General features: G+C 73.3%; 18 protein-coding genes. 9 read left to right on the top strand and 9 right to left on the bottom strand.

Annotated features, from left to right (window positions below; all coding sequences use genetic code 11):
• Positions 1 to 10: 10 nt before the first annotated feature.
• The 3 genes from WMF36_RS12310 to xseA are packed head-to-tail and all read right to left on the bottom strand — an operon-like array spanning position 11 to position 4927.
• A complete protein-coding gene (locus tag WMF36_RS12310; protein ID WP_437579786.1) occupies positions 11 to 2197 on the bottom strand; it encodes an amylo-alpha-1,6-glucosidase in 2187 nt (728 codons plus the stop codon).
• On the bottom strand, positions 2194 to 3180 hold the full coding sequence (locus WMF36_RS12305) for a shikimate dehydrogenase family protein (RefSeq protein WP_437579785.1): 987 nt from the start codon (positions 3178 to 3180) through the stop codon (positions 2194 to 2196). Before WMF36_RS12305 ends, WMF36_RS12310 begins: the two co-directional genes overlap by 4 nt.
• Positions 3167 to 4927, bottom strand: coding sequence for an exodeoxyribonuclease VII large subunit (xseA, locus tag WMF36_RS12300; RefSeq protein WP_437579784.1), 1761 nt, complete (start codon positions 4925 to 4927; stop codon positions 3167 to 3169). The genes WMF36_RS12305 and xseA overlap by 14 nt, the downstream gene beginning before the upstream one ends.
• A gap of 573 nt (positions 4928 to 5500) precedes the next feature.
• Between xseA and WMF36_RS12295 the strand changes: the two genes are divergently transcribed.
• From WMF36_RS12295 to WMF36_RS12285, 3 genes are all read left to right on the top strand, one after another.
• Entirely contained in the window at positions 5501 to 6658 is a 1158-nt protein-coding gene (locus WMF36_RS12295) for an IMP dehydrogenase (RefSeq protein ID WP_437579783.1), read from the top strand.
• Positions 6659 to 6841: 183 nt separating this feature from the next.
• A complete protein-coding gene (locus tag WMF36_RS12290) occupies positions 6842 to 7186 on the top strand; it encodes an SCP2 sterol-binding domain-containing protein (protein ID WP_437579782.1) in 345 nt (114 codons plus the stop codon).
• A 198-nt stretch (positions 7187 to 7384) separates the two neighbouring features.
• Positions 7385 to 8578: a CaiB/BaiF CoA transferase family protein gene (locus WMF36_RS12285; protein WP_437579781.1), complete on the top strand. Its 1194-nt coding sequence runs from the start codon at positions 7385 to 7387 to the stop codon at positions 8576 to 8578.
• 98 nt (positions 8579 to 8676) lie between these two features.
• Here the strand turns inward: WMF36_RS12285 and WMF36_RS12280 are convergent, their stop codons facing one another.
• Positions 8677 to 10212 carry a hypothetical protein gene (locus WMF36_RS12280; protein ID WP_437579780.1) on the bottom strand — a complete coding sequence of 512 codons (1536 nt, stop codon included), beginning with the start codon at positions 10210 to 10212 and terminating at the stop codon, positions 8677 to 8679.
• 143 nt (positions 10213 to 10355) lie between these two features.
• Between WMF36_RS12280 and WMF36_RS12275 the strand changes: the two genes are divergently transcribed.
• Positions 10356 to 13205, top strand: coding sequence for a protein kinase domain-containing protein (locus WMF36_RS12275; protein WP_437579779.1), 2850 nt, complete (start codon positions 10356 to 10358; stop codon positions 13203 to 13205).
• Between the two features lie 10 nt (positions 13206 to 13215).
• Positions 13216 to 14295, top strand: coding sequence for a hypothetical protein (locus WMF36_RS12270; protein WP_437490002.1), 1080 nt, complete (start codon positions 13216 to 13218; stop codon positions 14293 to 14295).
• A gap of 85 nt (positions 14296 to 14380) precedes the next feature.
• On the opposite strand, the gene WMF36_RS12265 is transcribed toward WMF36_RS12270, so the two are convergent.
• Positions 14381 to 15196, bottom strand: coding sequence for a uracil phosphoribosyltransferase (locus WMF36_RS12265; protein WP_437579778.1), 816 nt, complete (start codon positions 15194 to 15196; stop codon positions 14381 to 14383).
• A gap of 240 nt (positions 15197 to 15436) precedes the next feature.
• Between WMF36_RS12265 and WMF36_RS12260 the strand changes: the two genes are divergently transcribed.
• Both WMF36_RS12260 and WMF36_RS12255 read left to right on the top strand, forming a co-directional pair.
• Positions 15437 to 15928 carry an SMI1/KNR4 family protein gene (locus tag WMF36_RS12260; protein ID WP_437579777.1) on the top strand — a complete coding sequence of 164 codons (492 nt, stop codon included), beginning with the start codon at positions 15437 to 15439 and terminating at the stop codon, positions 15926 to 15928.
• A 54-nt stretch (positions 15929 to 15982) separates the two neighbouring features.
• On the top strand, positions 15983 to 17902 hold the full coding sequence (locus WMF36_RS12255; protein WP_437579776.1) for a protein kinase domain-containing protein: 1920 nt from the start codon (positions 15983 to 15985) through the stop codon (positions 17900 to 17902).
• Positions 17903 to 17909: 7 nt separating this feature from the next.
• Here the strand turns inward: WMF36_RS12255 and WMF36_RS12250 are convergent, their stop codons facing one another.
• Positions 17910 to 18902, bottom strand: coding sequence for a hypothetical protein (locus WMF36_RS12250; RefSeq protein WP_437579775.1), 993 nt, complete (start codon positions 18900 to 18902; stop codon positions 17910 to 17912).
• 165 nt (positions 18903 to 19067) lie between these two features.
• On the opposite strand from WMF36_RS12250, the gene hisD reads away from it, so the two are divergent.
• Entirely contained in the window at positions 19068 to 20453 is a 1386-nt protein-coding gene (hisD, locus tag WMF36_RS12245; RefSeq protein WP_437579774.1) for a histidinol dehydrogenase, read from the top strand.
• A gap of 163 nt (positions 20454 to 20616) precedes the next feature.
• Here the strand turns inward: hisD and WMF36_RS12240 are convergent, their stop codons facing one another.
• Positions 20617 to 21546 (bottom strand): DUF4388 domain-containing protein, encoded by a 930-nt coding sequence (locus WMF36_RS12240; RefSeq protein WP_437489996.1) that lies wholly within the window; start codon positions 21544 to 21546, stop codon positions 20617 to 20619.
• Between the two features lie 337 nt (positions 21547 to 21883).
• Between WMF36_RS12240 and WMF36_RS12235 the strand changes: the two genes are divergently transcribed.
• The gene (locus tag WMF36_RS12235) at positions 21884 to 22963 is read left to right on the top strand and encodes an L-erythro-3,5-diaminohexanoate dehydrogenase (RefSeq protein ID WP_437579773.1); all 1080 of its coding nucleotides are present in this window, start codon (positions 21884 to 21886) and stop codon (positions 22961 to 22963) included.
• A gap of 108 nt (positions 22964 to 23071) precedes the next feature.
• On the opposite strand, the gene WMF36_RS12230 is transcribed toward WMF36_RS12235, so the two are convergent.
• Both WMF36_RS12230 and WMF36_RS12225 read right to left on the bottom strand, forming a co-directional pair.
• Positions 23072 to 25285, bottom strand: coding sequence for an ATP-binding protein (locus WMF36_RS12230; RefSeq protein WP_437579772.1), 2214 nt, complete (start codon positions 25283 to 25285; stop codon positions 23072 to 23074).
• Between the two features lie 107 nt (positions 25286 to 25392).
• Positions 25393 to 25794: a hypothetical protein gene (locus WMF36_RS12225; RefSeq protein ID WP_437579771.1), complete on the bottom strand. Its 402-nt coding sequence runs from the start codon at positions 25792 to 25794 to the stop codon at positions 25393 to 25395.
• Positions 25795 to 25798: the final 4 nt, after the last annotated feature.

Genomic DNA, 25798 nt, shown 5'->3' with positions numbered 1-25798 from the left:
GGCCAGGCGTTCAGCGCGGCGCGCCCGAGGTGCCGCCCGGGTCCTGACCGGGCAGATCCCAGGCGAGCACGCGCAGGAGCTCCGCCACGCTGAAGGCCTGAGCGAAGCAGCCGCCGGGGTGGTGCGGCGGCTCCCCGGACGCGACCTCGGGCACCTGGCCGATCGCGATCTCGTTGGCGACCGCGGAGGTGACCAGCCTGTGGAGCAGCGGGATGACGTGCTCGCCGAGCGCGGAGAAGTGCCGGGCCCCGCGCGCGTAGAACCCGAGCAAGAACGGCCAGACCGTGCCCTGGTGGTAGGCGTTGTCGCGCGCCTCGGGGCCCCCCTGGTACCGGGCCACGTAGGCCGGGTCGGCGGGCGAGAGCGAGCGCACGCCGGCGGGGGTCAAGAGCTCCAGACGGGCCCGCTCGAGCAGCAACGCGGCCTGCTCCGGCGTGAAGCACGCGGGATCCACCGCCACGGCGATCACCGCGTTGGGGCGGATCGAGGCGTCGCGGAACGCGCCCTCGCCGTCCGCGTGCTCCGAGATGACGTCGTACGGGTAGCTGGTCGCCTCGCACCAGAAGCGGCCGGCGAAGCCCCGGCGCGCCGCGCGCGCGGCCGCCTCCGCGCGCTCCGCGAGGCGCTCGTCGCCGGCGGCCCGCGCGAGGCGCGCGAGCGTCTCCGAGCCCTTCGCCCACAGCGCCGTGAGCTCGACCGGGCAGCCCGCGCGCGGCGTGACCGCGCGGCCCGCGACGCGCGCATCCATCCACGTGAGCCCGTCCATCGCGCCCTCGCCGCTGCGGCCCGCGGCGAAGAGGCCGTCGGCCGTGATGTGGATCGCGTTGCGGGTCCCGCGCAGGGCGGCCTCGAAGGCGTCGCGCAGCGCGCCGAGCAGCTCGCCCGTGACGAACGGGTGCGTGTCGCCGATCGCGTCGGCGAGCAGGCGGGCCGCCTCGAACAGCCAGAGCGTCGCGTCCGCGGTGTGGAACTCCGCGGGCTCGCCCGCGTCGGGGAGCCGGTTCGGCACGAGGCCGTCCTGCATGGCGTCGATCAGCGCGCGGAGGACGCGGATCGCCCCCTCGGTCTTGCGCGGCACGAGGTAGAGGCCGGGCAGGGCGATGAGCGCGTCGCGGCCCCACACCTCGAACCAGGGGTAGCCCGCGACGACGCCGGGCCGCGCGGCCGCGTCGGCGCGGAACGTCTCGGCCGCGATGGAGAGCCGCCGCTCCAGGAGCGGCCGCCGGGGCCCGGGGTCCTCGGCGCGGATCGCCGCGCTCGCCGCCGCGAGCAGGTCCTCCGGCTCGTCCTCGGGCAGCGCGCCCACCGCCACGAGCAGGTGGACGGGCTCGGCGCCGATCACCGTCTCGAAGTGGCCCGGCGTCCAGAGATCCTCGAGGAAGTCGAGGCCTCGATCCTGCTCGCCGAGGTACTCGAAGCGCCGCCACCAGTCCTGCGAGCCGACGAACGTGCCCTGGTACCGGAAGCAGATCCGCGGCAGCGCGCGGTTCGGCTGCACCCGGACCTCGCCGGTCGACGGGCGGTCTCGCCCCGAGCCGGGCTCGCCGCGCGGCGCGCCGGCGCGGAGCTCGACTTTCTGGGAGATGCCGCCGTTCTCGCGGAGCAGCTGGTGCATGTGGCGGGCGGCGAGGAGCGGGCGCAGGGTCAGCATCACCGGCTCCGCCCCGCTCCAGGCATAGCGCAGGACGGCCGCGTTCTCGCCGCGCACGAGGCCGAGCGTCACCTCGATCTCGCCGCCCGGCAGGGCGTACGCCCAGCGCGGGAGAGGATCCTGATCGAAGCGCTCGAGGTAGAACGAGCTGATCTCGGGGTCGATGCCCGGGAACTGGTGCTTGGCGAGGTCCCACCGCGGCCACGACGCCCGGCGCTCGGCCGGCGCGCCCTGCTGCCGGATCGGGCGGACGCTGGCGTCGACGTGCGAGAGCATCACGTGCCGGCGCCGCGGCGGGTCGAGCGCCGCGACGAGCAGCCCGTGGTAGCGACGGGTGTGCATGCAGGCGATCGTCGAGCTCGCGTAGGCCCCCGCGCCGTTCGTGTGCAGCCACTCCTTGCGCGCGATCGAGAGCTGGCCGCGCACCTCGACGTGCGGCCAGGGCGAGGCGTGCTCCCGCGCGGCGCCCTGGGCGCGCGACGCCGCGGGCGTGGACGAGAGCGCGTCGTGAGGCGGAGCGTGCCTCCGGGATCCGTCAGAGCTCATCGACCGGCGGTGGCCTTTCTGAGCGAGTCCTCGGCGGCGGCGCGCATCACCTCGACCGGCGCCGGGAGGCCGGTCCAGAGCGTGAAGGACTGCGCCGCCTGGCCGACCAGCATCCCGAGCCCATCGGACGCGCGGAGCCCTCGCTCGCGCGCCATGCGGAGGAACGGCGTCACCGGCGGGTTGTAGACGACATCGTAGAGGCACACGCTCGGCGAGAGCGAGTCCCACGGGATGATGCTGGTGACCTCCTCGCCCGGCGGCCCCCCGAGCATCCCGGCGCTCGTGGCCTGGATGATCAGGTCGGCGGCGACGGCGAACTCGCTCCAGTTGAGCCGCAGCGCCACCGAGGACTTGCTGCTGATCGACCGCTCGGTCGGGATCGGCCAGGGGGCCGTGAGCGCGCCGAGCTCGGACGCGCGCTGCCCCGCGGGCGACTCCAGCATCGCCTCGGTGCTGGTCCACGACCGGGTGGTCACGCTGATGAGGTGGTAGCCGAGCAGCTTGCAGGCGGCGATCGCCGCGAACGCCGCGCCGCCCGCCCCGATGATCAGCGCGCGCTGCCGCGGGCTCGCGATCGCGCCGTGCCGCCCTTCCGGATCGTCCCCCTGGGGCGGGTCGGATCGCAGGAGCAGCGAGAGCTCGTCGCGGAGCGCGAAGACGTCGGTGTTATGCGCCGCCACGCGCCGCGATTCGGTCGCGCAGAGGACGTTGGCGACGCCGACGTCGGCCGCGCTCGAGTCCACGTCGTCGACCATCGACATGATCGCGCGCTTGTGCGGGATGGTGACGTTCGCGCCCGCGATGAGGCCGCTCCGGATGTCGCTGACGAAGCGCGCGAGCTCCGCGCCGGTGGGCACGTCGAACGCGCTGTAGATGTGGGGCAGGTGGTGGGCCCGAAACGCGGCCGAGTGCATGGCCGGCGAGACCGAGTGGCCCACCGGGTGCCCGACCAGACCGAACATTCGCCGCTCAGGGTTCGACATGATGCCTTTCCTCCGGGCCGGCCTCTGCTCCGCCCTGCCCCGCCGAGACCTGGCCGGAGGCGCCCGCGCGACCGAAGGTCGGGGCGCGCTCGTCGGCCGCGAAGCCGAGCCCGAGCTGCTCGCACGCGGGCGCGCCGGGCTGCGCCCTGCCGCGCCTCGTCGCGCGGCCGGTCGCCGGAGCGCGCGGCCCGCCGCTCTGGCGCGCCGGCGGGGCGGGCGCCGCGGCCGCAGCGGCTGGCGCGGGCGCCGCGGCCGCAGCGGCCGCAGCGGCTGGCGCGGGCGCCGCGGGCGCGCTGCGCTCGACGAGCGGCTCGTCCGGTCCTGCCGTGGCCACGACCCGCGCGAGCAGCGCGCCGTGGTGCACGCGCACCGCGATCGGATCGCCCGGGGCGACCTCGCGGTGATCGCGGACCGCGCGCCCCGACGCGTCCGTCGCGATGGCATAGCCCCGCGCGAGCACGCGGAGCGGCGACATCGCCTCGAGCCGGGCGACGTCGCTCGCGAAGCCCTCCCGCAGGAGGGCGACGTGGCGGCGGGTGGCCGCGGCGAGGCGCACCGACAGCGGCCTGAGCGCCCCGCGGGCGCCGGCGAGCACCGCGCGCGGGTGGCGCGCGGCGAGCCGCCGCTCGAGGCGCTGGAGCCCGGCGCGGTCCTCGACGACGATGCGCTCCATCCGGCGCCGGAGCCTCGCCACGGCGTCGTCGATCCGCTGCTGCGGCTCCGCCAGGATCTGCGCGGGCGAGCCGAGCCGGGCGCGCTGCCGGTCGAGGTCGGCCCGCGCGGCCCGGAGCCGGTGGGCCATCGCGCGGCGCATGCGGGCCTCGAGGTGCTCCAGCGCCGCGCGGCGCGCGGCCGCGTCCGCGACGAGCATCTCCGCCGCCTGCGAGGGGGTGGCGGCGCGCGCGTCGGCGGCGAGGTCGGTCAGCGCGACGTCGATCTCGTGCCCGACCGCGCTCACGATCGGCACGCGCGCGGCCGCGACCTTCCGGACGACGATCTCCTCGTTGAACGCGCTGAGGTCGTCGGCGGAGCCGCCCCCGCGCCCCACGATGATCACCTCGATGCCCGGAAACTCCTCGAGCAGCGCGATCGCGCGCACGATCCGCTGCCCCGCGCCGGCGCCCTGCACCGGCGTGCGCGCGAGGATCAGCCGGGCGGCGCCGCGGCGGAACGCGACGGTCACGATGTCGTGGATCGCCGCGCCGTCGCCGCTCGTGACGACGCCGATGATCTGAGGATCGACCGGCAGCTTGCGCTTGCGCTCCGGCGCGAAGAGCCCCTCGTCGGCGAGCTTCTCCTTGAGGCGGAAGAGCGCCTCGAGCAGCGCGCCGCGGCCCGCGAGGCGCGCGTCGTCCGCGCAGAACTGGAGCCGGCCGCGCGGCACGTAGACCGTGGCGCGGCCCGTGAGCACGACGCGGGCGCCGTCGGCGAGCAGCTTGCGCGCGCGCGGCGCGGCGGTCCGGTACATCACGCAGTCGATCGCCGCCTCTTCGTTCTCGTCCTTGAGCGTGAAGTAGGCGTGACCGCTGCCCACGACGCGCAGGCCCGAGATCTCGCCCTCGACGCGAACGTCCGCCGTCGACCCCTCGAGGATCCGCTTCAGCCGGCGATCCAGCTCCGCGACCGAGACCACCTCCGGCTCGGCGCCCCTCGAGCGGCGCGAGGGTGGCGGGCTCGTGAGCTCGCGCGGCTCGGCTGCGGGAAGGGCCGCAAACGAGAGCTCGGGCGTGATATCGCGGCGCTGCACAGGGCAGACCTACCCTTTTGCTCGGCCTGGGGAAAGACTCTCGCTGGCCTGATCCCGCGTCATGCCTCGCGGATGAACACGAGGCTCCAGGTGGCCCACCCCATCACCGAGTGGACGACCGGCGTCCGGATCACGCGGTGTCATCGTGCGCATACGGCGCGCCGTCGGCGAGCACGCCGTCGCGGGCATCAGGACGAGCCTCTCGTTTCACGGGAATCTCCTCTTGTACCCTGAGTTCCAGGCCGTTCGCTGCGACACGGGCTTCATCGCCGAGCCTCGGCGGAGCGCTGCGGCCCACCGCGACTCCCGCGGGAGAATGACGCGTCGCTCGCCGCCGCCCGCGCCGTCGGCCACGGGCGCGCGGTCTGGGCGATGTGTCGCGCCGCTGCAGTCCGGCGCGACACATCGCCACGCGCCGCGCTCAACGGACCGACGACATCCGAAGCCAGGCGCGCCCGGACGTTCCCGGTCAGCGCGCTGCCTACTACGCAGCGCGTCGCCCCAAAGTCTCCTCTCGCTCCGGCCCCGCTCAATGCTATTCTACGCCCAACTTTCGGCTGGGGTGGAGGTGTGATGGGACGCGAGGCGAAGGGCCAGAAGGACCCTCTTGGGTCCGTCGCCACGCTCCCACCGATCGAGGCACGCGCGCACGAGCCTCCACCTGCGACAGGCTGGCCGGCCGCGCAGCGCCCGGGCGAGCCGGCGAGCGACGACGCCGTGATGCCTTCCCCGGAGACGCAATGGTTCGACGCGACCGCTCCCGACCCGGCGCCGTCGCGGGGGGCGGGCGCTCGACGGCTCTGGTCGATCCCGCTCCTCGTGGCCGCGCTCGTGGTGCTCGCGACCGCGCGCAGCGTGATGGTCCGCGCGCTCTTGCCGGTCGCCCTCGTCGCGGCGGCGGTGGCGCTGCTCGCGCGGGGGCGGCGGCACCTCCTGCCGGCCGCGCAGGCGAGCCGGCGCGGGCTGAGCCTCGACGGCGATCAGCTGCTGCTCCGGGGCAAGGGCGGCGCCGGGGAGCACGTGCTGCTCACGACCCGCGAGCGGTTCGGCGTGACGCTCCTCGCGACGCCGCGCCGGGATCGCATCGTCGCCCTGCTCAGCTCCAGCGCCGGGATGTCCTGCGTCGGGGCCAGCTTCGATGGCCCCGCGCGCCGCACCTTCGCCGCGCTGCTCGACCGCGCGTCCGTCGTGGGCTCCGACGAGGTCGGGCTCGAGGCGATCGGCCCGGACGGCGAGCCGATCTCGCTCAGCCCCCCGGTGCTCGCCGCGCTCCTCGAGGAGCTCACGCTGCGCTCGCCCGGGTGCCTCGATCGCTTTCTCCTGACCGACGCGCGCGGCGCGACGCTCGTCCTCGACAGCGGGGAGCTCCGCGCCGGCGGTCGCGTCTTCGATCTGACCGCGCCGCTCGAGTGGCGGGCGTTCGTCTTCCAGGAGGCGCTCGGGCAGGCGATCGCCGTGTACCAGGGGACGTGGGTGCGTCAGGGCACGAGCGAGATCTTCCTCGTCTGCCTGCTCCCTGCGATGACGCCCGCGCTCGACGGGCCGGGGAAGTCGCTCGGCCCGCTCGATCGCGGCGCGCTCCGCGACCTCCGGCTGATGCAGGGCATCCCGGAGAGCCCGCCGCCCTCCGATCAGCGCGTCGCCATCGATCGCCTGCTGATGGTCCCGATCCGATCCGCGCTGGACAAGGCGCCCCGACCCGCCGCGCAGGCGCCGCGCGCGCGTGCATGAAAACGCTTACCAGGCCCGTCCTGACGGCGCGACAAGGTGGTAGCGATAGACGTGCCCTGACGGTGCGATGCGAGCGCGCTCCAGCGTCGGGCTTCGCTTGACGCCCGCGTGCGGGCACGGGTAAACCGCGCCGGTACCCAGAGGTTGAGTCACCACGTCCCCTACGAGATCCGGAGGCGATCCATGGCCGTCGATATCCAGAAACTGTTCAACGAGGAGCTACCTGCTGCCCTGGCGAAGAATTCCGACGCGGCCAAGCAGCTCGGTGGGAAGTACCAGATCAACGTGACGGGCGAGGGTGGCGGCGAATGGCTGATCGACCTGTCCGACACCGGGCCCAACATCGCTTCGGGCAGCCCGGGCGGCGCGGATGTCACGATCTCGCTCAGCACCGAGGATTTCCAGAAGCTGCACGAGAACCCGCAGGCCAACTCGATGCCGCTCTTCTTCGCGGGCAAGCTGAAGGTCGCGGGCAACCAGATGCTCGCGATGAAGCTCCCGAAGCTGTTCCAGCTCAACGCGGGCTGATCCCGGCGTCGGCGGAGCCCCGCCGTCCCCTTCCGGCGTCGCGCCCGGCGCCGGCGACGGGCTGCTGGTGAGTCGCAGCCCCTGCATTCACCTCCCCGACCTCGAGGTGCCCGCCTCACGCCGTGGGCGCGGACGCGACCGGCCTCCTTCGGTGCTCCTCCTCGACCCCTCTCTCGCGCACCACAAGAACGACAGGCCATGCGCCCGCTCACCGATACGCGCATCCTCGATCTCTCGAGGCTCTTGCCGGGCCCCTTCGCGACCCTCGTGCTCGCGGATCTCGGCGCGACGGTGGACAAGATCGAGGACGTCGCCGGCGGCGACCTCCTCCGGCAGCTCCCCCCGCAGATCGCCGGTGAATCCGCGGCGTTCCAGCTCCTGAACCGCGGCAAGCGCAGCGCCCTGCTCGATCTGAAGAAGCCCGAGGGGCGCGACGCCTTCCGCCGGCTCGTCGCGACGTACGACGTGCTCCTCGACCAGTTCCGCCCGGGGGTGCTCGATCGGCTCGGGGTCGGTCACGCGGCGCTCTGCGCGGACAACCCGCGGCTCATCGTCTGCGCGCTGACCGGCTACGGTCAGACGGGCAGCCTGGCCACGCGCGCGGGGCACGATCTGAACTACGTCGCCCGCGCGGGAGTCCTCGGCGCGCAGGGGCCCGCGGAGGGTCCACCGCAGGTGCCTGGCTTCCAGGTCGCCGACGTGAGCGGCGGGATGTGGTGCGCGATCGCCATCCTCGCGGCGCTGCGCGAGCGCGAGCGGACCGGGCGAGGCGCGGTGCTGGACATCGCCATGACCGACGGCGCGCTCGGCTTCGCCCTTCCCACGCTCGCCGCGGCGCTCGCGGGCGGCGCCCCCGCGCGCGGCGGGGAAGGGGCAGCGGAGGGAGCGCGCGGAGCGGCCGACGAGCCGCTCACCGGCGGGCTCGCGCCGTACAACACCTACCTTTCGAAGGACGGGCACGCGATGGCCCTCGCCGCGCTGGAGCCGAAGTTCTGGGTCGCGTTCTGCGACGGCGCCGGGATCGAGCCCGACCTGAGCGCGCTCGTCCCCGGCCCGCACCAGGCCGGGCTCAAGCGCAAGGTCGCCGCGGTCTTCCGGGGAAGGACGCGCGCCGAGTGGGAGGCGTTCGCCGCCGAGCGCGACTGCTGCCTCGAGCCGGTGCTCGATCCGCGGAGCGCTCCGGCCGATCCCCACCTCGCGTCGCGCGATCTCCTGTTCGAGATCGCCTCGCCGCGCGGCCCTATCCCTCAGCTCAGGACGCCCGTCACGCCGGCAGGCGTCGCGTTCGCGCCGGCGCCCCGCGCCGGAGAGCACACGCGCGCCGTCCTGCGCGACGCGGGCTTCTCGGACGACGAGATCGACGCGCTGATCCGCGCCGGCGCGGCGCGCTGAGGATCGCGCGCCTCGCGCGCCGCGAAGAAGATCGCTCCGCACGCCGAGGACGCACGCACCGAGCGCTCGCAGAGGCGCCCGGCGCACTTCCTTTCGCGTCAGATCTTCTTCAGCTCGTCCACGAACTCCCAGTCGGCGATGAGGTGCTTCTTGAGCAACAGCGACAGGAGCGCGGCGAACATCGCCTCCCAGCGCACGTTGTTGCCGAGGATCTCGCTCGCGTCGGCGCCGTGCGAGACGGCGCGGAGCGCGGAGACGAGGTCGCGCGCGGTGAGGCCCGGATCGTCCGTGGTGAGCGGGGGCGGTGGCTCGGACTGGGCGGCGGCCCGCGGGGCCGGGGCTGCTTGCCGCGGCTGCTGCTGCTGCTGCTGGGACTTGGTCCCGCGCGCGGGGAGCGTGATCGTCGTCCCGTCGAGGAGGGTGAGCGAGACCATCCGCCGGCGACCTCGGCCTTGCGGCGCGGGGATGTTGCGCACCTCGCGCTCGCTCGGGGGTTCCTCGCCGTGGTCCGGGGCGCTCTCCGGGACGGTGCGCGCCGCAGCGCTGGCGCGTCCGAGCACGGCGCCCAGGAGCGCCGCGGCCGGCGTGCTCGACGTCGGCGCCGCGTCCGTGCTCGGCGCGGACTCGCTGGCGGGCGGCGTCAGCGGCCCCGGCGCGGCGCTGGGGCGCAGCGTCTTCCGGCGCTCCGACTGCGCGGCCTGCGCCGGCTGCGCGGCTTGCGCGGATTGCGCCGCCTGCGCCGCCGCGAGCAGCTCGGGCGACGGCGCGACCTTCAGCGTCGGCCGCGAGCGCTCGTCGGGACGGCCGCGGATCTGCCGCTCCTCCGGCCGCCCGCGGATCTCCCGCTCCTCCGGCCGCCCGCGGATTTCCCGCTCCACGGGCCGCGTCGCGGGGCGAGGCGGCTCCCACGCCAGCTCGTCCTCCATGACGCCCATCTCTGCGGCGTCGATGTCGGAGGTCTCGATCGCCGGCACCGCGTCATCGACAAGCCGCGCCCCGGAGCGGAGCGCGGGCCGCGTCAGCAGCAAGGGCTCCGGCGTCGACGAGACCTCCTCCGAGTGCCTGGCGCTCTCCGGCGCTCCGGAGAGCTCGGAGGAAGGCGGCGGGTCGACCGGGCGCGCCCGCGACGGAGGCTCGTTCGCCTGGGCCGGCTGCGCGGGCGCCGGCGGCGGCACCGAACGAGCGCGCGCCCCGTAATAGACCCGGATCGCGTTCCGGATGTCGCTCGGCGGAGCGATCATCGCGCGCACGGGCAGGCCGGAGAACGCCATGCACTCCTTCATGCCGTCCTCATTGGTCGGATCGTCCATCGCGACGTAGAGCGTCTCGCCCTGGTTGCGGACGTGGCGCACGTAGATCGGGACGAGGCAGTAACGCTCGGCCACGTCGTGCGGCACGAGGTTGAGCAGCTGCCGCGAGAACTCGATGTGCAGCAGTGAGACCCAGGGGACAGCGAGCTGGTGGGACAGGATCTGCGTCAGCTGGGTTTCGTTGATGAGACCTTGCTCGACGAGGAGCGTCCCCAACCGCCGGCCGTCCGTGCGCTGCTGCTCCAGGGCCCTCTCGAGGGCGTCCTGGGTGATCATCCGCGCGTCGACCAGGAGCTGACCGAGACGTAGGCGAGGCGTAACCATCGCGCCCGAGGTTACCCCAACTGGGGATCCAGGACCTAACAGACGACTGGACGAGCCCCCCCGCCCCCCCTCCCGGCGAGGCCGCAGGGGCCAGGGGAGACCTCGACTCCAATCGCTATCCCGAACGTGGTAAGGTCCCGCGCGTGTCCACAGTGGTCTGCCCGCAATGCGCGAATCCGTGCGAGCAGGCGCACAAATTCTGCCCGGTCTGCGGCTTCCCCATCTCGGAGTTCAACCGGACGTCCGACGATCCGCTGATCGGGACGACGCTCCCAGGCAACTACGTGATCCTGGAGCTCGTCGGGGTGGGCGGCATGGGCCGCGTGTACAGGGCCGAGCAGAAGGCCCTGGGGCGCACGGTGGCCGTCAAGATCATCCACCCCCACCTGCTCGGGGACGAGAGCGCGTCGGTCCGGTTCATCACCGAGGCGCGCGCAGCGAGCCGGCTCAACCACCCGAACTCGGTCGGGGTCATCGACTTCGGCAAGAACGGCGGGCAGCTCTACCTCGTCATGGAGTTCCTGCGCGGGCGCGACCTCGCCCGCGTGGTCTATGAGGACGGCCCGCTCCCCTTCCGCCGCATCATCGACATCCTCTGCCAGGTGCTCGCGGCGCTGGCCGAGGCGCACCACCTCGGCATCATCCATCGCGATCTCAAGCCCGAGAACATCGTGCTCGAGAAGATGCGCTCGGGCGGCGACTTCGTGAAGGTCGTCGACTTCGGCCTCGCGAAGATGAAGCAAGAGGTCACGACGACGAACATCACGAGCCCCGGCATCGTCTGCGGGACCCCGGACTACATGGCCCCGGAGCAGGGCCGCGGCGACCCGATCGACGCGCGGAGCGACCTCTACGCGTGCGGCGTCATCCTGTTCCAGCTGCTCACCGGCCGGCTCCCCTTCGAGGCGGAGTCGCCGACGCAGGTCGTGCTGATGCACCTCTCGTTGCCCCCGCCCGACCCCGCCCTGATCGCGCCGGAGCGCGAGATCCCGGAGCCGCTCGTCGAGCTCACCCTGCGGGCGCTCGAGAAGGACGCCGCGCGGCGCTACCAGACCGCGGACGAGTTTTCGGCCGCGCTGCGCGCGGCGGTCGGGACGTTCGACACGCCCTCCGGCCGCTTCTCGTTCGCCGAGGCGACCGTCATCTGCGCCGCCTGCCGCGCCATCGTCCCGCGCGGCCAGAAGTTCTGCGGCGAGTGCGGCGTCAGGATCGCGCAGCCGCACTCGCCGGCTCCGGCGCCGCGCGCCGCGGCGGGCGCGGCGCCCCCGGCCGCGCGGCGCGATCGCGCGCCTTCGGCCCCCCCGCTCCCGCTGCCGTTCGCCGCGCGCGAGGAGGATCTCGCGTGGCTCGACGCCTGCCTCGCCGACGTCGAGGGCTCGGTCGTCGCCGCGCGCATCGTCGGCGATCACGGCGTCGGCAAGACCCGGCTCCTCCGCGAGTTCCTCGACGTCGCCGCGAGCCGGGGCGACATCGTGATCCAGACCGGCCCGGACCCGTGGAGCGCCGAGGTCGGCTACTACGCGCTCCGCTGGGCGATCGCCGGCCTCGCCGAGCTCCCGCCCGACGGCGGCAACGCGTCGAACTGGAGCGGCGCGACGCCGGAGGCGCGGCGCGGGCTGCTCGAGATCTTCGGCAAGGGTGACCGCGCGACCGACGTGCGCAGGAACGCCTGGAACAAGCCGGCCGTGGGCGGCCTTTCGCCCGACGATCGCCGCTTCATCGCCGCGGAGGCGCTGCGCTGGGCGCTCTCGCGCGCGCAGCAGTCCGCCTTCCCGCACCGGGTCCTGCTCGCGGTCGACGATCTGCATGCCATCGACGGCGCGAGCCGGAACGCCTTCGCCGACGTGATCGCGGAGCCGCCGCTCGCGGCGCTGCTCATCGTCGCCAGCCACACGCCCGGCTTCGAGCCGGAGTGGGGCGGGGCCGTGCGCACGCTCGGCGGCCTGCCGAAGGACATCGCGCTCTCGCTCCTCCGGAGCAGCATGAGCCTCGATCACCGCGCCGCCCGCAAGACGCCGCAGAGCACGGGCGGGGCGCGGCCCTCGCCGCGGCGCGAGCCCGCGGACGGCGCGGCCGATCAGGCCGCGCTGGGCCTGCCGCCGAGCGCGGCGACCCCGGCCGGCGTCGGCGGCGAGGCCGCGACGGTGCCGCCGCTCTACATCGACCAGCTGGTCCGCTACACCCTCGAGGGGGGCAGCGATCCGCCCGCGCGGATGGCCGATCTGGTCGCCGCGCGGATCGAGCGGCTGCCGCAGGACGCGCGCCGCACGCTGCAGGCGCTCACGGTCATCGGGGACGCGGCGGATCGGGCCACGCTGCAGCGCCTGCTCCCGGACATCCGCGCCTTCGACGATCTGCTCGGCAAGCTCGTCGCGGCGGGCATGATCGAGGAGCACGCGAGCGGCATCCGCACCGCTCACCCGCTGCTCCGCGACGTGACGCTCGCGACGATCCCGGCCGGCGTCCGGCGCGATCTGCACGCCAAGGCGACCTTCGATAGCGCGGGCGACCCGCTCGCGCTGCCGCTCGAGGTGCAGGCGATCCACGCCTACCACTCGCAGAACGCGTTCGTCGCGCTGATGCTGCTCGAGCAGACGGCGGATCGCTCGGCCGCGCGCGGGGACACCGCCGGCAGCGTGCTCGCGCTGCGCCGCGGCCTCGATCTGGCGCGGCGGGAGATCTTCCGGGGCGAGCTCGACGATCCGGTGCGCGCCGTCCTCATCTTCAGCCGGAAGCTGGGCGAGGCGCTCGCGCGCGCCGACGATCTCACCGACGCCGACGGCGTGCTGCGCGAGGCGCTCGACCTCGCCGGCCCCGGCGGCCCCGACCGCGCGCTCGTCCTGGGCGCGCTCGCGCACGTGGCGCACCAGCGCGAGCGCACGAGCGAGGCGTCGATGTATCTCCGGGAGGCGATAGACCTCGCCCGGCAGAGCGCCGACAGCGACGTGGTGCAGTCGCTCGACAAGATGCGGCGCGAGTGGATGGCGCGTTGAGCGAGAACCGGTGAACAGCGAGGAGCGAGCGCAAGGGTCCCGATCTCCGGCGAACGCCGCGGCGCCCGCGGCGCGCGCGCCGTTCATCGCGCGGTGGGACCTCGACAAGACCTACCTCAGGACGGACTTCGAGACGCTGCGCGACCTCGTGCGGACCGCGATCGAGCGGCCCGATCAGAAGCGCACCGTGCCGGGCGCCGGGTCGCTCCTGCGCGAGCTCGGCCGCGCAGGCGTCGAGACCCACATCCTCTCGGGCAGCCCGGAGCAGCTCCGCTCCCGCATCGAGCAGAAGCTGCGGCTCGACGGCGCGCGCTGGGCGTCGCTCACGCTGAAGCCCAACCTGCAGAATATCCTCCGGCTGCGCTTCCGCGCGCTGCGCGGGCAGCTCGGCTACAAGCTGCCCGCGCTGCTCCAGCGCCGCTGCGAGCTCCCGAGCCAGCGCGACCCGGACGGCGCGCTCATCCGCGAGGTGCTCCTCGGCGACGACGCCGAGGCCGACGCGTTCGTCTACTCGCTGTACGCCGACGTCTGTGAGGGGAGGGTCACCCCGCTGGAGCTCGGCGAGGTGATGCGGCTCGGGCACGCCTACGACGACACCATCCTCGATGCGACCCGGTTCGCGAGCTACGTCGAGAAGGGCCCCGTCGTCGAGCGCATCCTGATCCACCTCGATCGGCAGTCATCCCCCTCGGATTTCCGGATCTTCGGCGACCGGGTCGTCCCCTTCTACAACTACCTGCAGGCGGCCTTCGTGCTCCACGAGGACGGCCGGATCGCCGCGCACGCCGTGCTCCGCGTCGCGCAGGATCTTGTCGTCGCCCACAACTTCGACAGCGTCGCGCTCGCGCGGAGCTACGTCGACCTGTCCCGCCGCGGGCACGTCTCGGGCAAGGGCATCGCGTCCCTCGAGGCCGCCTACGGCGAGCTCGCGCAGCGCAGGGCCGCGGGCGCGAGCGACCTCGGCGCGATGGTCGCGGAGCTCACGCGGCTCTGCAGCGATCTGCGCCCCGCCATGAGCCGGCCGCACGCCGCCATCGACTACCGCGCGCTCGCCGCCGGCCACAACCGCCGCTCGAAGCGCGGTCGCTGACGGTGCGCGCCGGGTGGTGCGCCCCGGGCGCGGCACCGGCGCGGCGCGAAGCGCGGGCGGGGCGGGCGCGGCGATGGCCGCTCGCTCACAGCCAGGCGTTGTTGAGGATCTCGCCGACGCCGCCGGCGCCCGGGACGATGTACTGGATGGCGTTCAGGCCGCGCTCCTCGTCCCAGTGCGTGCCTGGCTCGGTCTTGAGCACGCGCGCCGGCGAGAGGCCGCGATCGAGCCGGAGCGCGTAGATGATGGCGTCCGGGTGGGCCTCGGTGACGCGGCGGATGTACTCGGGCGTCACGATGAGGTGCATGGCAACGCACTTGGCCGGCCGCCCCTCGAGCGCGGTCTTGTAATACGTCAGGGCGCTGACCATCGACGAGCCGGTGGCGCCCATCGGATCGGGGAAGAGCACGTGGCGCCCCTCGACGTCGCGCCCGATCTTGGCGTCGTGCCAGGTCGCGCCGACGACCTCGCCCTGCTCGTTCGTCTGCCGGCTCATGAACAGGTGATCCTGCCGCACCAGCGCGGGGTCGAGGACCTCGTTCAGGAGCTCGTAGACGACCTGGGAGGGCATCGTCCCGGCGCGCGCGATGCCCACGGTGACGACCTTGGTCGCGCGGGACAGCGCGGCGCCGCGATAGATGGCCTCCGGATGGGACGAGATCATCCGGGTCGGGACGTCGACGCGGGTGCGCTCCAGCTCGGTGGCGAGGACGGCGCGCGCCAGGTTCTGGTAGAGAAAGCCGACGAGACGCCCGACATCGGGCTGAACCGTTTCCGGGGAGCAAGCGCGAGCCAGCAGAGTCCATGCGAGCGGATCATCGAGAAGGTGCACGCCAGGACCGTATCGGTGCGCAATTTCGGGGGGCCGGAATCGACTCTCAGCGTACGCAACGTCGACCATCGTTTTTCTGTTACACTACCTGGCCCGGCGCGGGGTATTCCTCCGGGTGCGCACCGGTGCTCTCCCCGAGAGCGAAGCGGTTTTCGAAGCGATGAGGGCGCCCGCTCAGCGGGCTGTCCGGTGGACTTGCAAAGGAAGGGATGTTCGGTGGATAGCGACCTTGCCGAGTCGGTTACGGCGCTCAAGGATGCCTTTGCCCGAAGAGGTATCGCCGCGAGGTTCGGAAAGGCGGCTCCGGCGGTGGTGGAAGAGCTGCGCAGGACGCTGCGCGTGCCTGCCAGGTACCGCGCTTTCCTGCAGGAGGCCGACCCGCACGATGTCGAGACGGTGACTCCGGTCGAGCGCGTACGCCTCATCCCCTCGGAGAAGCTCACGGCCGAGCAGCAAGCGAGCGGCGGCGACAGCTCCCTCGCGGGCTGGCGCAAGAGCTGGATCCTCATCGCGCGCAGCGCCCTCCTGGGAGACCCTTACTTCCTCGACATCTCGAAGCTCGACGCCGAGGGAGACTGCCCCGTGTTCACCTGCATGACCGGGATCGACTCGCTCAAGCCGGAGCTCTGCGCGTCGAGCTTCCAGCAGTTCCTCCGCATCCTCGCGACCTCGATGGAGGTCGCGTCCGGCTTCGGAGAGAGCGGCCTCGACGACGAGGACGAGGCCATCTTCCGCGAGACGCTCGCGCCGAAGATCAAGACGATCGACTCCGCGGCCCTCCGCGCGGGTCACTGGACATGACGTGGCGTCCACGGCGCGCTGCTCGCGGGCGCCGTGGATCGAGCTGACCGTGCCATGGCCAGGTGCCCGGTTTGCAGCGCAGGGAACCCGGACACTGCCCGGTTCTGTGTGGCGTGTGGCGCGCCGATCGCCGCCAAGAACCCCGGCGCGGCCCCCTCGGCTCCCCCTCCCGGCGCGCGGGCGACCGTCCCTGCGCAGCCGCTGCTGGAGGCGCTGCTGCCCGAGGACCCGGCGCGCCGGGTCAGCCTACCGGCCTCCGGGGCCGGCGGCGCGAACGGGCCCGCGGCGGCGCCGCACGTCGTCCCGGCGCCGCTGGCGGGCTCGCTCCCGCGGCGCCTACCGGGGGGTCACCTGCCGGCGGGGACGCTCGTCGATCAGAAGTACGTGGTCGAGCGGGTGCTCGGCGAGGGCGGCATGGGGGTCGTCTACCTCGCCCGGGACGTCCACACCGGGCTGCACGTCGTCCTGAAGGCGGTGCGGCAGGAGCTCGGGCACCGGCCCGACGTGCGCGCGCGGACGCTCGCCGAGGGCCGCGCGCTGGCGCAGATCGATCATCCGAACGTCGTCCACCTGAAGGCAGTGGTCGCGGAGCGGGACGACCTCTGGCTCGTCATGCAGTACATCGACGGGGAGAGCCTCGAGCAGGCGCTCGCCAGGTATGCCGACGAGCGCCGGCCGATGCCGCTGCCCGAGGCGCTCTCGATCTTCCGGCAGATCGCCTCCGGCATCGCGGCCGCGCACCGCGAGGGGGTGATCCACCGCGACCTCAAGCCGGCGAATGTGCTCCTCCGCAGCAAGGACGGTGTCGCGAAGGTCACCGACTTCGGCATCGCCAAGGTCGAGGCGGACGCGCTCGCGGGGCGCGGGATGACCAAGGGCATCATCGGATCGCTCTATTACATGTCGCCGGAGCAGGTCCTCGGGCGCCGCGATCTCGACAAGCGGGTGGACATCTACGCGCTCGGCGTCGTGCTCTACGAGATGCTGGTCGGGCGGGTGCCGTTCGACGCCGAGAGCGACATCGAGATCATGCGGCTGCACGCGGAGGTGCCGCTCCCCAGGGTCAGCGCCGTGCGTCACGACGTCCCTCCGGAGCTCGACGCGTTCCTGCAGAAGGCGTGCGCCAAGGACAGGGCGGATCGCTTCGCCAGCTGCGAGGAGATGCTCGCGGCGCTCGACGCGGCCGCCCGCCCTGCGCCGCCCGTGACCTCGGCGCCGCTCGGCGTGTCGAGTCGCCCGCCGCCGCCGCCCGCCGCCACGAGAGTCGACGAGGTCCGCGACGTGGCGCGATCGCCGTCGGGTGCGGCGCTGGCGAGCAGGCCGGCCGGGTCGCAGCGGGCGCGGGGCTCGTGGCTCGCGATCGGCGCCGGGGCGCTCGTGATGTTCGGCGGGGCTGCGGCGCTGCTCGCGCTGGGCGTGCTCGACAGGCCGCGCGACGGCCGCCGGAGGGGTGCCTCGCTGCAATCGCGCCCGGCAGCCAGCGCGAGCAGCGCCGCCGCGGAGGCGAGCGCGGAGCAGCCGCAGCCGTCGCCGTTCGCCGGCCTGACGGGCCTGTGGGTCGGCAACGGGCGCGAGCTCGAGGCCGTGCTGGCCGGCGAGGCGCTCGAGTTCCGGGTCCGCCGCCCGGAGCAGTTCACCCCGCAGGACTATGCGGAGGGTGAGGCCCGCTTCTCGCTGCGCGAGATCCCCGGCGAGAGCGGGGTGTTCGCCGTGGAGGACCGGCTCCGCTTCATCGCGCCCGAGTCGCGCCAGTTCGATCCGGCCCGCTCGCGCGGCACCTGCCAGGACGTCCGCAGCGACGTGGAGGGCCGTCCCCTGCGCGCGAGCTTCGACGGGACGCGCCTGAGCGTCGAGTTCGCGAAGATCGAGCCAACCACGAGCAATTTCGTGATCGAGCGCGGCAGGGTCGTGAGCTGCGTCGGCCTCAGCGCGCTCCCTGCCACGCGCGTCGTGAGCACCCTGTCGAGGAGGTGAGCCTCGTTCAGAGGCCGCCGACGGCGGGCACCGGTTGCGGTTTACCGGCGTGGATGACCGCGCACCGGACGGTGGTCGACGACGTCGGCGCGCTCGCTCGCCCGCCCCCGAGGACGAGCGTGCCGAAGATATTGCGCGCCGCTGCATCGACCTCCGCGGCGCCGCGCGGCGGAACCGGGTTCCCGCTCGCGTCGAACACCGTCACCGCCTGCACTACGCCGCGGGCGATCTCGCTCTCCGGGAAGGACATCATCACCGTGATGCGGACGTAGGCCGACGCGCCCTCGACGATCCCGAAGCTGTGCGGCTTCTTCGCGAAGGCTCCGCAGAAGCCGCTCGTGCCCATGCCGCCGTTCGGGCCGTAGTTCGCCGACGCCCACTGCCCGACGTTGACCGTGAGCCCGCTGTCGCCCGAGCCCTGCGCGTACTGGACGCACTGAGCGAGCGCGGGGTCCCAGATCGCGCCCGTCGGGCATCGCCCCACCTTGGCGCAAGCCTGACCGGTCCAGACCTCGTCGCGCGCGCAGGTCTGCGAGAGGGGGACGCATGCGGCGGTCGGGCCGTCGACGATGAGCTCCTGGCCGGGCGGGCATCCGAGCTTCTGCCCGGCGCCGATGGCGACCCCGGCGTTGGTCGCCACCTGCTCGCGCGACACGCAGAAGCCTGTGCTCTGGTCGATCTCGTCGCCTGGCCGGCAGCGGTCGGGGGCGCACCCGCCGGCCTCGTAGTGGCGACCCACGCCGCAGTAGGCGTTCGCCGCCTGGGGCGTGAGGCACTGGCCCGCGATCGCGAGGTAGCCCTTCAGGCAACGGCAGCGGTTCTGGTTTGTGTCGAAGGCAGCTCCGTCGCTGCACGACGAGATCGAGCAGCGGCAGCTGCTGCCCTGGCAGATCTTGAGGAAGCAGGAGTTCTCCGGGCACCCGATGAGGACCGCCGGCGCGAGCGCGAGCAGCACGATCGAGAGCGCGGTGGGGGCGAGGCCGAACGAGCCGGACCGCATGGGGTGACCCTACCCGATCCGCTCGGGCCGGGAAACTCGCGGAGCGACGCGCGGCCGTGCGCGCAGCGCCCGGCGGGAGCGGCCGACATACCGGCGGCCGGGGTGGTGTGGTACGGGGTGTCGCCGTCCACGCGGAGATTCCGCCGCGCCGGTCCACATCAAGCCATGCTGCCCATCTACATCGAAGGTTCGCCTGAGTTCGATTCCACCCTGTCTGCCCTGCGCACCCGCGGCACGGGCGATCTCGCGAACGTCACGCCTGCGGTGACCGAGATCATCGACAACGTGCGGCGCGGGGGGACGTCCGCCGTCCTCCGTTACATCGAGACGTTCGAGCGGAGGACGTCGAAGGCGCTCGTCCGCCATGCGGGGCCCGAGGCGGAAGGCGGCTTCGGCGGGGCCGAAGCGCTCGCGCGGCTGCCGCCGGACGTCCGCGCCGCGCTCGAGACCGCGGCCGCGAGGATCGCGCGTTACCATGAGCGCCAGCGCGACGCGGGCGACCTCGGGCCCGCGGACGCCACGGCGAACGGGCCCCCGCTGCAAGCCGGCTTCAGCTACGAGGAGGAGGGCGTCCTCCTGGGCATGCGCGTACGCCCCCTGCGTCGGGTCGGCGTCTACGCGCCGGGCGGCAAGGCCCGCTACCCATCGAGCGTGCTGATGTCGGCCATCCCCGCGCGCATCGCCGGCGTGCGCGAGATCGTCCTCGCGAGCCCGGCGGCCGACGACGCCACGCTCGCCGCGGCGCACCTCTCCGGCGTGACGACCCTGCTCGACTCGGGGGGAGCGCAGGCGATCGCGGCCATGGCCTACGGGCTCCCGGAGCTCGCGTCGGTCGACAAGATCGTGGGGCCCGGTAACGCCTATGTCGCCTGCGCGAAGCGGCTCGTCTTCGGCGACGTGTCGATCGATGGCATCACCGGGCCGAGCGAGATCCTGGCGCTCGCCGATGACACCGCGGATCCGCGGCTCGTCGCGGCCGATCTGCTCTCACAGGCCGAGCACGACGAGGCGTCCTACGCCCTCCTCGCGACGACCTCGGTCCAGCTGGCGGAGGCGGTCGCGCGCGAGCTCGACGCAGCGCTCCCCGAGCTCACGCGGCGCACCATCGTGCAGGCGTCGCTCTCGACGCACGCCGCTGCGCTCGTCGTCGGCTCGCGCGCTCGTCTCGCCGAGGTCGCGGATCAGCTCGCGGTCGAGCACGTCGCCTTCCACGTCACCGACGCCGAGGGGCTGTTCTCGGAGATCGGCACGCTCGGCGCGGCGCTGCTCGGCAGCCTCACCCCGGTCGCCGCGGGCGACTACCTCGCGGGGCCCTCCCACGTGCTCCCCACCGGGGGCTCGGCCCGCTTCGGATCGCCGCTCGGGGTCTACGACTTCGTGACGCGCGCCAGCCTCATCCGTTACTCGAGCGCGGCGCTGCAGGCGCAGGGCCCGACCATCGAGAAGCTGGCGCAGACGGAGGGCCTGCAGGCGCACGCCCGCGCCGTGTCGCTCCGCCTCGCGATCGCGGCCGAAGGCCCGGCAGCGAAGCGCGGCGCGCCGCGGTCCTGACGCCTCGCGCTACCGCCGAGGGCGCCGCGCCCACCGAAGCGCGGCGCCTGGAGGGCGGCATGCGCGCATCGAACACGCGCTAGCTCCTGCGCCTGCCTCGGCGCGCTCCGTTCCCCTCGGCGGCAGGCACGTGATCGCCCGCCGCCCCCCGGGGCGCGCGGGCTCACTCGACGCGGAGATAGCCCCCGTTGATCAACTTCATCACGGATTGCGCGGTCTCCAGGTCCGTCGCGGGGCTCTTGTTGAGGACCATCGCGAGGTGCCCGTGGTTGTAGACGACCTGGAGGACGTCCAGATCGACGGGCGAGAGATCGCGGAGCAGCGGCTTGAGCGGCTGGGGAATGACCAGGCGCGCCGAGAGATCCGGGAGCTGGTGGCGGATGTTGTTCAGCTCGTCGATCTGCCGGAGCCCCTCCATGAGGAGCTCCTGGACCGTCGCGCTGATCTCGCCGGTCATGACCCGCTCCTCGGCCTGCTCCAGATCGAACGTCCCGCCGACCCACGTGAGGATCCGGTAGACGCTCTTGAGCGGCGGGACGTCGGTCAGATCGTTGATCGTCGCAAAGGTCACGATGCCCTTGCGCAGGTAGATCTTGCCGACGTCATCGTCGGAACGGACGACGAGGACTCCGCTCTTCTTCGATGTGCCGAAGAGCTGAAGGAGATCGGGGAGCGGGATCTCGTCGATCGACCCGGACATCGACCGGGTCTGACCGCTCCTGAGCGAGGGCTCGTCCATCCGGCGGCGCGCCGGGGGCGCGCTCGGATCGGTGGAGACGACCTTGAGGATGCTGGTGCCGATGAGCACCCGATCGCCCTCCTTCAGGGTCGTCTTCTTGATCTTCTCGCCGTTGACGAACGTGCCGTTCGTCGAGCCGAGATCCTCGATCACGATCTGCTGTTCGGTACAGGCAATCCGGGCATGGCGCCGGGAGACCATGTCCTCGACGAGGACCATGTCGAGGTCGCTGGAGCGACCCACGACGATCTCCTGCTGCTCCCCGAGGGGGAATTCGCCGCCTTGGTACTTCCCGGAGATGAAGCGCAACGCCAGTTGCCGCGTTGCCGACACCTTGGGAGCGTGGTTATCCATCGCAGGGGGAGTAGAAACCTTCGGGCGCTACGCGAGCGCCAGCAGGGGGCAAAGTCTAGTTTCACCGAGCAAAGATGGTCAAGAGATCCGGGTGGTTCTTTCAAATGAGTTGGCTCGTTCCTCCTAACGCAGCGCGCCGCCCCCCGCCCTCCACCCTCCCCTGAGCCCCCTCGGGCGGCGCCTGAGGGGGGCACAAGTGCATCCAAATCTGCGGGAAACAGGCCGCTTCGCGTCGCCCGGGCGGCCGGCTTCCGGGTCTTTCTTGGCGGGGCGCCGGGCGGCCTCGGCGTCGGAGACAGCGGCCGCTCGGCTTATTGCCCTTGCTTTCAGGCCCGGCATGTTGAACGGCCTCGGCGTGAGCTCCGAAGCGACGCAACGCACCCTTGCTGCAGGCGATCCGCTGGGCACGCACCGCGTGCTCGATCCACCGGGGGCCCTGCCGCAGCCGGCAGAGCGGCTGGACGCCGACGCCTCGCGAAGCTTCGAGACCGAGCTCGTCGTCGATGTGGAGACGCTGAACATCGACGCAGCGAGCTTCCGTCAGATGGAGGATGCCTCCGGCAGCCCGGACGGCGTAGCGCGGCTCGTCCTCGAGACCGTGGCGCGCCGTGGCAAGCAGCACAACCCGGTCACCGGCTCGGGCGGCATGCTGCTCGGCGTCGTGCGCCGGATCGGCTCGCTGGCAGCGCACCGCGGCGTCGCCGTCGGCGACCGCATCGCGACGCTCGCGTCGCTGTCGCTGACGCCGCTCTCGCTCCGCCGGATCGTCGCCGTGCGGCCCGCGTCCGCGCAGATCGACGTCGAGGGCACCGCGATCCTCTTCGCGTCGGCGCCGCTCGCGCGGATGCCGACCGACATGCCCGAGCGGCTCGCCCTCGCGCTGCTCGACGTCGCGGGCGCGGCGCCCCAGGTGGCGCGCCTCGCCGGCCCAGGCGACACCGTGGCGGTGCTCGGCGCGGGCGGGAAGTCGGGCCTCCTGTGCGCAGCCGAAGCACGGCGCCGCGTCGGCCGCGGCGGGCGCGTGATCGGGATCGAGGCGTCTCCGGAGTTCGCCGCCGACCTGCGCGCGCTCGCGCTCTGCGATCACGTCGCGGTCGTCGACGCGCGCGACCCCCTCGCGGTGCGCGACGCCGTGCTGCCGCTCACGGGCGGCGCGGGCGCCGATCTCACGCTCTCGTGCGTGAACGTCCCCGGGGTGGAGCTCAGCGCGATCGTCGCCACGCGCGACCGCGGCAAGACGTACTTCTTCGCGATGAGCACGAGCTTCACCGCCGCCGCCCTCGGGGCCGAGGGGATCGGCAAGGACGTGGACCTCTACATCGGCAACGGCTACGCGCACGGCCACGCCGATCACACGCTCGCGCTCGTGCGCGAGCACCCCGCGCTCGCGGCGCTCATGTCGTCGCGCTACGGCTGAGCGCACGCGGCGGCGCAGCGCGAGCGGGCGCGCGCCTCGGCGCCGCAGGGAGCGTCGCGGTGCCGCCGGGGACGCCTCGGCGCTGCCGGAAACACCGCGGCGCCGGCTTCAGCCGGGCCGACTCTGAGCTGTCGGCTCGCCCGCCGAGAGCGCCGTCGCCGTCGCCGGCGCGCCCAGCTTGTCGACGGCGGCCGGGAGGATCACGGCGAAGGTGCTCCCCTTCCCTTCGTACGAGCGGACCTCGATGCGGCCGCCGGCGCTCTGCGCGATGCGCTGGCTGATCGACAGCCCGAGCCCCGTCCCCTTGTCCTTCGTGGTGAAGAACGGCAGGAAGATGTTCGCGAGCACCTTCTGGGAGATGCCCGGGCCGTTGTCGGTGACGTTGAGCTCGACGAACGGCTCGTCCGAGCCGGAGCCGGGCCGCGTGCCGCGGCCGAAGCGGACGCGCGTGGAGATGACCACCTTGCCCCGGCCCTTCATGGCCTGGACGGCGTTGCGGAACAGGTTCATCAGCACCTGCCGCAGCTGCTCGGGATCGATGGCGACCCGGGGGAGATCGGGGTCCAGCGTGACCTCGACCTCGAGCTGGTCGTTCCTGCGCTCGATCGAGAGCACCTGCAGGGTGCGGCGCACGATCGCGTTCACGTCGGTCGGGACGACCGAGCCCTGCGCCGGCCGCGCGAGATCGAGCACCGAGCCCACGACGCGGTCGAGCCGATCGACCTCCTCGAGGATGATCCCGATGAACTCGCGCGACGCCGGATCGATCTGCGTCTCCGGCACGGGATCGGCGAGCAGCTGCGCCGCCCCCTTGATCGCGCCGAGCGGGTTCCTGATCTCGTGCGCGAGCCCGGCCGCCATCTGGCCGAGGAGCGCGAGCCGGTCTCGCTCCTTCATCTGCGCGTAGAGGCGCGAGTTCTCCAGGACGACGCCGATCTGTGCGGCGAGCGTCTCGAGCAGGGTCAGCTCCTCGGGCGAGAACGCGTCGCGCACGCGGGAGTCCGCCACGACGAGGAGCCCGATCGGCTCGCCCTGCTCATCGCGCGCGCACAGCACCACGCCCGAGCAGAGGCTGCCGAGCACCTCGGCCGCCGCGAGCACCGCGTCCTCGGGGACCTGGGGCCGCACCTCCGTCCGCCTCGCGAAATTGCCGTCGTCGTCCGCGTCGCTGCGGCTGCGGCGCGCCCGCCGCTCGCGCGCCTCGCGCTCGAGCTCCTCCATCGCGAGCGGCCCGCGATCGAGGCGATCGAGCAGCGCCCGCGCCGTCGCCACCTCGATCCGCTCGGGGACCCGCGGCCCGAGCGAGGTGAGGCGGTCGAAGCCGGTCCCGTCCTGATCGCGCAGGTAGAGCGCCGCCGCCGTGACCCGGCGCGACTGCTCGAGCGCGCTCATCACGATCGAGCCCATCTCCTCGACCTCGAGCGTGTGCACGAGACGACGCCGCGCCTCCGCGAGCGAGCGATCCAGATCGAAGCGCTCCCGCAAGAAGACGCGCTGGAGCTGCTCCTCGACGCGCTCGCGCAGCGGATCGAAGAGCACCAGGATCACGATCGCGGCGAGCACCGCGTTCAGGTACATCGTGTTGAAGCCGCCGATGAACGTGAGCAGGAGATAGAAGATCAGCGCGATCAGGAACGCGACCGCCGTGGCGACGAGCAGGCGCGCGAGCATCTCGTAGGCGTCGAGCAGGCGCTCGTGCCGCAGGGCCTGGGCGAGGACGAACAGGAACACGATCGAGAGCGCCGCGCCGACGGGCGGCGGCTCCGCGCCGAGGAACCAGGCGAAGTCGGCGACGCTGGCGAGCGCGGCGAGCGCGCCGATCACCACAAGGAACCGCACGCGCCGCTGCGTCGCGCGCGAGGAGCTCTGCTTGCCGCGCTGGCCGAGCGTGTACAGCCCCGCGGTGAGCAGCGCGAAGACGTAGAGGAAGATGCAGCCGCGCGTGAGCCAGTCGAGCCACGAGCCCGGCTCCCGGCTCATCAGCGCGAGGATGAACAGCGGGATGACGAGCACCCCCGCGAACCGGAGCAGGCGCGAGCGCCGGTCCCCGTCGTGGGGGATCATCGCCTCGAAGAGCTGCAGCGCGAACTGCGGGAGCAGCACGGCGAGGATCGCCGTGAAGCGCTCCCAGATGGAGGCCTGAAAGAAGCCGAAGAGCGACTGGGAGAGGTACCAGAGCCCGACGTCGGCGGCGAAGGCCGCGAAGAAGAGGTGGACGCGCCGGACGCGGCCTCGCAGCAGCGTCGAGGCCGCGATGGCGAGGGCCAGGGCCCCGCAGACCAGGGTCGTCCGTGTGCGGAGATCGATCCCGAGCGGCGCCACGCGCGAAGGCTACCGCAGCGAGCCGCGCGGCAACCCCAAAAGGCGCCGGGCCGCCGCGACGCCGGGTGCGGCGGCGCGGCTACGAAGGCGCGGCCCCGGCCCGCGGCTCAGCGCGTCCCGTCGCTCTCGGACGAGGTCTTGTCGCGGCGGTCCGTGCTCCCCTGGGCGTGCCAGGGGAGCGGCTCCGGCATGTGCGAGTCCTTCGACCGCGCGTACGTGCGCGTCCGCGAGCTCCCCTCGCCGACGGACGGATGCGCCGCCTCGCGCAGCCGGAGCTGCGGCCGACTCGCCGGATCGACGACGGGAGCGTCGGCGTCGCGCTCGACGTCCTCCCCGTCGGCGCCCCATCCAAGCGCCTCGTCGGAGGTCATCGAATCGAGCTCGCTCCACGCGTCGCCCGCCTGCTCGTCGCTCTCCCCGGGCGCGAGCGCACACCCCGCGAGCAGCACAGGGGCGGACAGCGCAAGCGCGAGGCCCCCGGACAGCCAACCCCTCCTGCAACGTCGCATCACT

Origin of the sequence: Sorangium sp. So ce887 (assembly GCF_051521455.1) — a bacterium.
GTDB lineage: Bacteria > Myxococcota_A > Polyangia > Polyangiales > Polyangiaceae > Sorangium.
The sequence above is the reverse complement of the archived record's forward strand: the minus strand, read 5'-3'. Positions and strand labels throughout refer to the sequence as shown.